Below are 10,865 nucleotides of genomic sequence, written 5' to 3' on the forward strand. Positions count from 1 at the left end.
CATGTCCTTGCCCGGTTCCCGCATCCTCCCCAACCCACCACTGGCCAGCGCCGAGGTGCTTGAAGCCTTCGCCCAGGTGGTCACCCCGCACATCAGCGACAACCTCGGCCGGCACATCGGCGCCCGTGGGCTGAACCGCTACAACCGTACCGGCAAGCTGGTGGGCACCGCGCTCACGGTGAAAACCCGCCCCGGCGACAACCTGCTGATCTACAAGGCCATGAGCATGCTGCAGCCGGGCCACGTGCTGGTGGTGGACGCCCAGGGCGATACCAACAACGCGGTGATCGGCGAGCTGGTCAAGCTCTACGCCCAGCAACGCGGCTGCGTGGGGTTTGTGATTGATGGGGCGATCCGGGATGTCGCCAGCTTTGAGGACACCCCGTGCTACGCCCGCGCCGTGGTGCATTGCGGGCCGTACAAGACCGGCCCGGGCGAGGTGAATGTGCCGGTGTCCATCGGCGGTATGCTGATCAACCCGGGCGACCTGCTGGTGGGCGATGAAGACGGCCTGGTCGCCTTCTCCCAGGCCGACGCCGCCGAGGTGCTGCGCAAGGCCGCGCAACACGCGGCCCATGAGGAAGAAGTCAAAGCCGAAATCGCCACCGGTGCGGTGCGCCAGAGCTGGATGGACAAGGTCCTGAAACAGGCCGGCCTGGCAGACTGAAGGAGCCATCATGAGCACTGCATTTCTCTCCGCTCGGGTACTGGGCATTGCGCCCTCCCCGAGCATCGCGGCCAATGCGCTGGTGACCGAACTGCGCGCCCAGGGCCGGGACATCGTCAACTTCACGGTGGGCGAGCCGGATTTCGATACCCCGGCGCATATCCTCGAAGCCGCCAGCGCCGCGATGCACAGCGGCGATACTCACTACACCGCCACCAGCGGCACGCTCGCCCTGCGCAAGGCGATCTGCCTCAAGCTCAAGCGTGATAACCAGCTGGATTACGGGTTGGACGAAGTGATTGCCGGCTGCGGCGGCAAGCACATCATCTATCACGCCCTGGCGGCGACCCTGAATCGCGGCGATGAAGTCATCGTGCACACGCCGTATTGGGTGTCGTACCCGGACATCGCGCGGCTGAATGACGCGACGCCGGTGATCATTCCCGGCGACGAGTCACTGGGGTTCAAGCTCTCGCCGCAAGCCCTCGAACAAGCGATCACCCCGCGCAGCAAATGGGTGATCCTCAACAGCCCGAACAACCCCAGTGGCGCGGTGTACAACGAGGCCGAGCTGTTGGCCCTGGCCGAAGTGCTGCGCCGTCACCCCCATGTGCTGGTCATGGCCGACGAGATCTACGAGCACTTCGTCTACGGCGATACACGGCATGTGTCGCTGACCCGTCTCGCACCGGACCTGAAGCCGCGCACGCTGATCGTCAACGGCGCCTCCAAGGGCTACGCCATGACCGGCTGGCGCCTGGGTTTCGGGGCCGGCCCGGCCTGGCTGGTTGCGGCCATCGCCAAGTTGCTCTCGCAAACCACCACCTGCCCCAGCTCCCTCAGCCAGGCCGCGGCGGTGGCCGCATTCGCCGGTGACCAGGCGCCCATCGCCGGGATGCGCGAGGTGTACCAGCAACGCCGCGAACGCATGCTGAGCCTGCTTAAGGACATTCCCGGGGTGAGCTTCACCCCACCGGACGGCGCGTTCTACGTGTTCGCCAACGTTGCCGGGCTGATGGGCAAGACCACGCCCCATGGCGAGCAGATCGACAGCGACACCCAGCTGGCCGAGTACCTGCTGCGCGAACACGGCCTGGCGACGGTGAGCGGCGCGGCGTACGGCATGTCGCCGTATATCCGCCTGTCTTTTGCCAGTTCCCTTGAAGTGATTGAAGAAGGTTGCCGTCGCCTGAATGAAGCGTGCCATCGATTGCGCTGACGGATTCCCGCCCCACCCGGCGGCCATGGATGGCCGCTATTGACTGCCTAGAACAACACTCATAATCATTGATATAAATGAGGCATTCCCATGCACAAGCCCCGAATCGCGCTGGTCTGGCAAATCCTGATCGGCTTGCTCGCCGGCATCGCCATCGGCGCCCTGCTGCACCGTTTCCCCGAATCCCGGCCGTGGCTGGTTGAAAACCTGCTGCAACCGGCGGGCGATATCTTTATCAAGCTGATGAAGATGATCGTCGTGCCCATCGTGTTTTCCTGCATGGTGGTGGGCATTGCCGGGCACGGTGACGGCAAATCCCTGGGGCGCATCGGGGTCAAGTCCCTGAGCTATTTCTTCTGCATCACCACCCTGGCGATCATCGTCGGGCTGGTGATGGGCAACCTGCTTAAACCCGGCGCCGGCACCGAGCTGTCCAGCCTGCAAGCCAGTGCGGTGACCTTGCCCACCAGCGGCGCCGGCGGTGGTCACAGCCTGGGGCAGATCATCGTCGGGATCATCCCGGACAACGTGATCAATGCGATGGCCCAGGGCAGTTTGCTGTCGGTGCTGTTCTTTGCGGTGATGTTTGGCCTGGGGGTTTCGCGCCTGCCGGCCGAGCGCAAGGACCCGGTGATTGCCCTGCTGCGCGGGGTGTCTGAGGCGATGTTCAAAGTGACGTCGATGATCATGGCCTACTCGCCCATCGGCGTGTTCGGCATGATCGCGGTCACCGTGGCCAACTTCGGTTTCAGCTCGCTGCTGCCGTTGGCCAAGTTGATCATGGTCAGCTACGTGTCGATCGCGTTCTTCGTGCTGGTGGTGCTCAACCTGGTGGCGCGCCTGTGCGGGATCAACCTGTTTGCGCTGATGCGGCATATCAAGGATGAGCTGATCCTGGCGTTCTCCACGGCCAGCTCCGCGGCGGTGATGCCGCAACTGATGAAGAAGCTCGAAACCTACGGCGTACCGCCATCGCTGGTGAGCTTTGTGGTGCCGGTGGGGTATTCGTTCAACCTGGACGGTGCTTCGCTGTTCCTGGGGATCGGCACCTTGTTTGTGGCGCAGTTGTATGGCATCGACCTGAGCCTTGGCGACCAGGCGCTGCTGGTGGTGACCATGGTGCTGACGTCCAAGGGCGCGGCCGGGGTGCCGGGGTTCATGTTCGTGATTTTGTCGGCGACCCTGGCGAGTGCGGGCTTGCCGCTGGAGGGCATCGCCTTTATCGCCGGGGTGTATCGCCTGATGGAAATGCCGACCACCGCGTTGAATGTGCTGGGCAATGCCCTGGCACCGCTGGTGATCGCCAAGTGGGAACGGCGCGAGGGCGCCGCTGACACCTGTGGCGAGGGAGCTTGCTCCCGCTGGGCTGCGAAGCGGCCCCAAAACCTGCCCCCACGTTCTACCTGAAAGAATGCGGGGTGCTTATTGGGGCTGCTGCGCAGCCCAGCGGGAGCAAGCTCCCTCGCCACAGCAAGCTCCCTCTCCACAGGGAGCGCTGTTGTCAGTCGAGGTCCGACGCGTCATGACGCTCGCGCAATTGCTCTGACGGCTCGCCCGAAACGCGGTTGACCCGGCGCCCTCGCTGCACCGCCGGCCGCGCTTCGATGGCATCGGCCCAACGCAGCACGTGCTTGTAATCCTGCACCGACAAAAACTCTCCACCCTCATACAAGCGGCCTTTCACCAGGCCGCCGTACCACGGCCAGATCGCCATGTCGGCGATGGTGTATTCATCCCCCGCGATGTATTCGTGCTCGGCCAACTGCTTGTCCAGCACGTCCAGCTGGCGCTTGGTTTCCATGGCGAAACGGTCGATGGCGTATTCGATCTTGGTCGGCGCGTAGGCGTAGAAATGTCCGAAGCCACCGCCCAGGTACGGCGCGCTGCCCATCTGCCAGAACAACCACGACAGGCACTCGGCACGGGCCGCAGGCTCGGTGGGCAGGAACGCACCGAACTTCTCGGCCAGGTACTGCAGGATCGCCCCGGACTCGAACACCCGGATCGGCTTGGGCCCGCTGCGGTCCAGCAATGCCGGAATCTTCGAGTTCGGATTGACGCCCACGAAGCCGCTGCCGAACTGGTCGCCGTCGCCGATCTTGATCAACCACGCATCGTATTCCGCGCCGGTGTGACCCAGTGCCAACAGCTCTTCCAGCAGGATCGTGACTTTCTGGCCGTTCGGCGTTGCCAGCGAATACAGCTGCAACGGATGACGGCCCACCGGCAATTCCTTGTCGTGGGTCGCGCCGGCGACGGGCCGGTTGATGCTGGCGAAGGTGCCGCCGTTTTGGGTCTTCCAGGTCCAGACTTTTGGCGGTACGTAATCAGTCATGCTTGTTACTCCTTGGGTTCAATTCCGGGGTGTCGGCCAATTCCGCCAGGTTCCAGCCGCCACCCAATGCCTTGATCAGCCCCACATTGGCGCTTAACTGTTGAGTCTGCAGATCCAGCACAGTTCGTTGTGCCTGCAACGACGCGACCTGCGCCGTCACCACATCCAGGTACGCCGCGCCGCCCTGGCGATACCGCGCCAGGGACAAGTCCTCGGCGTACTGCGCGGCAGCCGCCGCGTCCCGCTGGTCTGCCAGGGCAGTGTCGAGCCCCGAGATGATCGACAGGTTGTTCTCCACCTGTTCGAACGCGGTCAACACTACACCACGATACTTGGCCGCGGCTTCATCGGTGGCCGCCTTGGCACTGTCGACACCGGCCTGACGCGCGCCACCGTCAAAGATTGTCCCCACCAGCGACGGGCCAATCGCCCAGAAAATATTCGGCGCGCTCAACAGGTGCGCGAACTCGTCACTCTGGAAACCGCCCTGGGCACTCAGGGTGAGGGCCGGGAACCAGGCGGCTTTGGCCACGCCTATGCGTGCGTTGGCCGAGGCGATCCGGCGTTCAGCGGCGGCGATGTCCGGGCGGCGCTGCAACAGCGTCGACGGCACGCCGGTGGGCACGCCGGGCAGGGCGATATCCGCAACACTGGGGGCAATCGCGTAGGTCGATGCCGACTCACCCAACATCGCCGCTATCGAGTGTTGCAGCACCGCGCGCTGCACCAGGTTCTGGCTCAGCTGCGACTTGACCGTCGACAGTTGGGTACGCGCCCGTGCCACGTCCAGGCCGGAGACGATGCCGCCGCCATGCAAGCCTTCGGTGAGGCTCAGGGCCTTGGCATAGGCGTCGGTGGTTTGTTGCAGCAACTGGTCCTGGCGGTCGATGCCGCGCAGGCGGATGTAGCTGTCGGCCAGTTGCGCCTGCAGGCTCAAGCGTACCGAAGCCAGGTCGGCCCTGGCGGCCTGGGCATCGCTGGTGCCGGCGGCCACGGTGTCGCGCACGCGGCCCCACAGGTCGACTTCATAGTCCACTTCCACGCCAACGGTCCCCGAATCGTAGACATTCGGCGGGCTGGCCGAGCGCAACGGGCGCGTGTCGGACTGGCGAATACGCTGGGCATTACCGGACCCGATGACTTTCGGAAACAGCCCGGATTGCGCCTGGGCCAAAAACGCCTGGGCCTGGGAATAGTGAGCCAGTGCGGCACTCAGGTCCGGGTTGTTTTGCAGCAGCTGTTGCTCCATCGCATCCAGTTGCGGGTCCTTGTAGATCTGCCACCAACCGTCGCGACTCGCTTGGTCGTTCGGCGTGCCGACGGTCCACGGGCCTTGGGTATGGAATTGCGCAGCCACGGGCACATCGGGCACGTCCAGCGGCGGCGCAAGGTGGCAGGCGCCCAGGCCCAGGGTGGCGGCCAATACCAGGCAAGTGCGCTTAGCCATGGGGTTTGGCCTCTGGAGTATTGGCGGCCAGTTGCACCGAATCGTCGTCGGCCAGGCCGTCGGGCGGAGTGTCGATCACGCGGTCGGTGGCGGCCAGGCCGCTGCCGATTTCCACGCTGTCGCCGAAGTCACGGGCGATGGTCACGGTCTTGAAGTGCACGTGATTGTTCGCATCCAGGGTTGCCACGCGCATGCCCTTGTCATCGAACACCAGGGCACTGGCGGGCAAGCGCAGCACGTCGGTCTGCACCGGCAAGTTGAACTGCACGCTGGTGTAGGCACCCGGCAACAGGCGGCTGCCGGGGTTGTCCACCAGCAGCTGTACCAGGGTGCTGCCGGACGCTGCATTCACGGCATCGGCGGTGGCGATCACCTTGGCGTTGAAGGTTTCACCGCGATATTCCGGAACGCTCAAGCGAGCCACGGTGCCTACCTGAATCTGCGGCGCCGACGATTGCGGCACCTGCACATACACCCGCAGGCGGCTGACATCGGAGACTGCGAACAACTCTTTGCCGGTGGCGCCACCGGCATTGATCAGCGCGCCCACGTCGGTGGAACGCGCGGTCACCACACCGGCGAACGGCGCGGTCAACCGCTGGAAGCCCTTGGTGGCGATCAACTGGTCGACGTTGGCCTTGGCCGCGACCACCTTGGCCTGCTTGGCGGTCAGGTCGCCGGTGCGTTCATCCACGTCCTGGCGCGATACCGAGTCCGAGGAGAGCATCGCCTGCCAGCGCTTGGCGGTGGTTTGCGCCAGTGACTCGTCGGCCTGGGCCGAGGCCAGCACGGCCTTGGCTTGCAGCAGTTGTTGATCGAGCTCCGGCGTATCGATTTCAGCCAGCAGTTGCCCGGCCTTCACGTGGTCGCCAATGTCGACGTTCCAGGTTTTCAGGTAGCCGTTGACCCGGGCAAAGATCGACGCCCGGGAGTACGCCTCAAGGCGCCCCGGCAGGTTCAGGATCGGGCCCTGGGGCTGCACGCTCGGGGTGATCAGGTTCACGCTGGGCAAGGCCTGGGTGTCGGTCCAGGTTTTCAGGTCACGGGATTCGCTGGCGCGCACCCCGATGCCGAACACCACCACGGCGACGAGCACTACCAGCCCCAGCACCAGCCAGAGCAGACCACGGGATTTACGGCGGGGTGAACCCGGATTGGAAACGGAAGTGGACATGTCAAACCCCTTGAGTGGCGGTGGTCGCAAGCGTGGCGTGCTGACGCCGCCCGTGCACAAGACTGAAAATCAGCGGAACCAGAAACAATGTGGCAATGGTGGCGAAGGCCAGCCCGCCGATGACCGCACGGCCCAGCGGAGCGTTCTGTTCACCGCCCTCCCCCAGGCTCAGGGCCATCGGCGCCATGCCGATGATCATCGAGATGGCAGTCATCAATACCGGGCGCAAACGGGTAAAGCCGGCTTCCAGCGCCGCCTGCACCGCGTCACCGTGCACCGCGAGGCGTTCGCGGCAGAAGCTGACCACGAGGATCGCGTTGGCGGTGGCCACGCCCATGCACATGATCGCCCCCGTCAGCGCCGGCACCGACAGCGGCGTGTGGGTGATGAACAGCATCCACACGATACCCGCCAGCGCCGCCGGCAAGGCGGTGATGATCACGAACGGGTCGGCCCAGGACTGGAAGTTGACCACGATCAGCAGGTAGATCAGCACCACTGCGCCGAGCAGGCCAAACAGCAAGCCACTGAAGGCCGCGTTCATGGTTTGCACCTGGCCCTGCAACAGCACCTTGGAACCGGTGGGCACTTCGCTGGCGTGGGCGGCAATGATCGTCTGGATGTCGGCCGCGACGGCGCCGAGGTCACGGCCCTGGATCGCGGTGAGGACCTCGACCACCGGCTGGATATCCGACTGGGTCACCACCGAGTTGGCGTGGCTGCGTTCGATGGACGCCAGGCCGCCGAGGGTCTGGTCTTGCGCCGCACCCGGGCTGCCGCTCAACGGCAGGTTATGCAGGGCGGCCAGGGTGTCGAGGCCGTATTGCGGGGTCTGCATCACAATCGGGTAGGACACGCCATTGGCCGGGTTGAGCCAGAACGTCGGCGCCACCTGGCTGGAACCCGCCAGGTTGACCACCAGGCTGTTGGTCACGTCGCGCTCGTTCAGGCCCACCAGTTGGGCTTGGGTACGGTCCACATCGATCTTGAAGGTGGGCAATTGCCGCGACTGCTGGATCCGCGCATCCACCACACCCGGCACCCGGCGGATTTCCCGCAGCAAGGTGCTGGCATAAGTGAAGTTGGCCGGCAGGTTATTCCCGGCGATTTGCACATCCACCGGCGCTGAAGAACCGAAGTTGAGGATCTGCCCGACGATGTCGGAGGCCGGGAACGAGAACACCGCATTCGGGAATTCACGGGGCAGCCGTTCGCGCAGTTCGCGCATGTACTCGGCGGTGGGACGATGGCCCTCTTTCAGGCTGATCTGGATGTCGCTGTCCTGGGAACCGACGGTGCCGGTGTTGTTGTAGGCCACGTTGATCCCGCTGATGGCCAGGCCGATGTTGTCGACGATGGCCGCCAGCTCCTTGGGCTCGATCACTTTATGAATGGTGTTTTCGATCTGCGACACCAGCCGCGCATTGCTCTCCACCCGCGTGCCGACCGGCGCCCGCACATGCAGCAGGATCTGCCCGGAGTCGACGTCGGGGAAGAAGTTGCGGCCCAGGAATGGCACCAGCGCAAACGACACCGCGACAAACGCCAGCATCGCGATCACCGCGATACGCCGATGGTGCAAGGCACTTTCCAGCGCCCCATGGTAAACCCCGCGAAACGCCTCGAACTGGCGCTCGAACCCGCGCTGGAACTTCACCAGCGGGTTGCTCGACGGCGCCACCACCGGCGTACCGTCCGCATGATGTTCATGAGGCTTGAGCAGGTAGTTGGCGAGGGTCGGCACCAGGGTTCGCGAGAGGATGAACGAGGCGATCATTGCGAAAATCACCGCTTCGGCCATCGGCACGAACAGGAAGCGCGCCACGCCTTCCAGGAAAAACATCGGCACGAACACGATGCAGATACACAGCAGCGAGACAAACGCCGGGGTGACAATCTGCGCCGCGCCGTCGAGGATCGCCGTCTCCACCGGCTTGCCCTGTTCCAGGTGCCAGTTGATGTTTTCGATGGTCACCGTGGCGTCATCCACCAGGATCCCCACGGCCAACGCAAGGCCGCCGAGGGTCATGATATTGAGGGTTTCACCGAGGGCCGACAGCGTGGCAATCGACGCCAGGATCGCCAGCGGGATCGACGTGGCGATGATCACCGTGGAGCGCCAACTGCCGAGGAACAGCAGGATCATCAGGCTGGTCAACGCCGCGGCAATGATCCCTTCACGGGCCACCCCGCTGATGGCCGAACGCACGAACAGCGACTGGTCGCCGATCAGGTCGATATTCAGGTTGGGCGGCAAGGCAGCCTTGTTGTCCGCCAGTTTGTCCTTGATGCCGGCGATCACCCCGAGGGTCGAGGCCGAGCCGGTCTTGAGCACCGGCAGCAGCACGGAGCGGTTGCCGTTGACGTGCACGATATTGGTTTGCGGCGGGTTGCCGTCACGCACGGTGGCCACGTCACGAATCAACACGGTGGTGCCGTCGGCGGTCTTGATCGGCAGGTTTTCCAGGTCGTGGAAATCCGTCGGCGAGTTGTTCAGTTGCAGGTTGAACTCATAGCTGCCGATCTTTTGCGTGCCCACCGGGGTGATCAGGTTCTGGGTGGCCAGGGCGTTGGCCACGTCCTGGGCCGAGAGACCCCGGGCCTGCATGCGCGCCGAGTCGAGGTCGATCTGCACCTGGCGGGTCTTGCCGCCGAACGGGTATGGCAGCGCGGCACCGGGCACGGTGGTGAGCATCAGGCGCACGGTGTTGAGGCCAATGTCGCCCAACTTCTGTTCGGTGAGGCCTTTGCCGGACAATGCCAGTTGCACGATCGGCACCGTAGAAGCGCTGTAGTTGAGCACCAGCGGCGGCGTGGTGCCGGGCGGCAGTTGGCGCAGGATGGCCTGGGACACCGAGGTGACTTGTGCGTTGGCCGTACTGATATTGACGCCCGGCTGGAAGTACACCTTGACGATGCCGAAGCCGTTCAGCGACTGCGCCTCGATATGGCGGATGTCGTTGACCGTGGTGGTCAGCACCCGTTCGAAGGGCGAGGTGATACGGCCGGCCATCTGGTCGGGTGGCAAGCCGGTGTACTGCCAGATCACGGCAATCACGGGGATGCGAATTTCGGGGAAGATGTCGGTCGGGGTACGCCAGGCGGCGAGCGGGCCCACAATCAGGATGAAAATGGCCAATACCAGGAAGGTATAGGGGCGCCGCAATGCGATGCGCACAAGGTTGAGCATAGGTGTGATCCAGACAGGAAGTTGATGACTGAAGGAGGTACCAAACAGCGCTTCCCTCCTGCCCCGCCCGTCTGTGATCCGGGCCAACTGCACTGACATCCGGTCAAAATAGAGGCATATGCCACGATATAGCGTTTAGAGGCATACGCAACTAATTTGTTGCAATGTGTGTCAATATTCATCTTGCCGGATTAACGTTTGGTTAACCCTTTAGCTGTAGCGAGTGACCGCCCGTGAAATGTGCACCGCCCACCCTGAATAGCCCCAGCACCTGCTCCAACGGAGCCGTGCGTCGCGCGTCCCGGCGCATGGCGCAGATCTATGACGAAGCGTTTGTGCCGTTTGGTCTGAAGGCTACCCAGTATTCGCTGATGAACCACATTGCCAATGGGGACGCGCCGAAGATGCGCGACCTGGCGCATTCGCTGGTGATGGATTTGTCGGCCCTGGGGCATACGCTCAAGCCGCTGGTGCGCGATGGGCTGGTGGTGTTGCAGGTGGACGAGTTGGATCGCCGTAGTCGGCGGGTGTTGTTGACCGATGCGGGGCAGCGTAAGTACGAGGAGGCGCGGGTGGTGTCTCGGGAGATGGCGGTGCGGTTTGATGAGGCGTTTGGGGCTGAGGCGGCTTGCGAGTTGCGTAAGGCTATGGATTTTATTGCGTCTGATGAGTTTGCTCGGGCGTTGTTGGGGAAGGGTGGGTGATTGGGGGCATATCCGTTTCTTTGGTTATGGCCGCTATGGGTTCCGCTCTTACAGCGGCTCACTTTTGAAAAGCGCAAAAGTAAGCAAAACGCTCTTGCCCCACCACTCGGCACCTCGCCTAGGCTCGGT

Annotated in this window: 8 protein-coding genes; 4 read left to right on the forward strand and 4 right to left on the reverse strand. The window is 63.8% G+C overall.

From position 1 onward, the window contains the following. Position 1 precedes the first annotated feature (1 nt). The 3 genes from M2400_RS16965 to M2400_RS16975 all read left to right on the forward strand — a co-directional run bounded on the left by M2400_RS16965 (position 2) and on the right by M2400_RS16975 (position 3,293). Positions 2-667 carry an RraA family protein gene (locus M2400_RS16965; RefSeq protein WP_177044030.1) on the forward strand — a complete coding sequence of 222 codons (666 nt, stop codon included), beginning with the start codon at positions 2-4 and terminating at the stop codon, positions 665-667. Between the two features lie 10 nt (positions 668-677). After that, entirely contained in the window at positions 678-1,886 is a 1,209-nt protein-coding gene (locus M2400_RS16970; protein WP_177079043.1) for a pyridoxal phosphate-dependent aminotransferase, read from the forward strand. A gap of 90 nt (positions 1,887-1,976) precedes the next feature. Then, complete coding sequence (locus tag M2400_RS16975; RefSeq protein ID WP_259197258.1) at positions 1,977-3,293, forward strand: cation:dicarboxylate symporter family transporter; 1,317 nt, start codon at positions 1,977-1,979, stop codon at positions 3,291-3,293. Positions 3,294-3,387: 94 nt separating this feature from the next. Here M2400_RS16975 and yghU read toward each other — a convergent pair whose 3' ends face one another. The 4 genes from yghU to M2400_RS16995 are packed head-to-tail and all read right to left on the reverse strand — an operon-like array spanning position 3,388 to position 10,032. Next, a complete protein-coding gene (gene yghU / locus M2400_RS16980) occupies positions 3,388-4,221 on the reverse strand; it encodes a glutathione-dependent disulfide-bond oxidoreductase (protein ID WP_259197256.1) in 834 nt (277 codons plus the stop codon). Further along, entirely contained in the window at positions 4,214-5,668 is a 1,455-nt protein-coding gene (locus tag M2400_RS16985; protein ID WP_177044034.1) for an efflux transporter outer membrane subunit, read from the reverse strand. Before M2400_RS16985 ends, yghU begins: the two co-directional genes overlap by 8 nt. After that, positions 5,661-6,842, reverse strand: a complete 1,182-nt coding sequence (locus M2400_RS16990; protein ID WP_177079047.1) for an efflux RND transporter periplasmic adaptor subunit — start codon at positions 6,840-6,842, stop codon at positions 5,661-5,663. Before M2400_RS16990 ends, M2400_RS16985 begins: the two co-directional genes overlap by 8 nt. A 1-nt stretch (position 6,843) precedes the next feature. Continuing rightward, on the reverse strand, positions 6,844-10,032 hold the full coding sequence (locus M2400_RS16995; RefSeq protein WP_177044036.1) for an efflux RND transporter permease subunit: 3,189 nt from the start codon (positions 10,030-10,032) through the stop codon (positions 6,844-6,846). Positions 10,033-10,265: 233 nt separating this feature from the next. Between M2400_RS16995 and M2400_RS17000 the strand changes: the two genes are divergently transcribed. Then, on the forward strand, positions 10,266-10,736 hold the full coding sequence (locus M2400_RS17000) for a MarR family winged helix-turn-helix transcriptional regulator (RefSeq protein ID WP_256390387.1): 471 nt from the start codon (positions 10,266-10,268) through the stop codon (positions 10,734-10,736). Positions 10,737-10,865: the final 129 nt, after the last annotated feature.

Source organism: Pseudomonas sp. BIGb0558, assembly GCF_024807515.1.
Taxonomy (GTDB): Bacteria; Pseudomonadota; Gammaproteobacteria; order Pseudomonadales; family Pseudomonadaceae; genus Aquipseudomonas; species Aquipseudomonas yamanorum_A.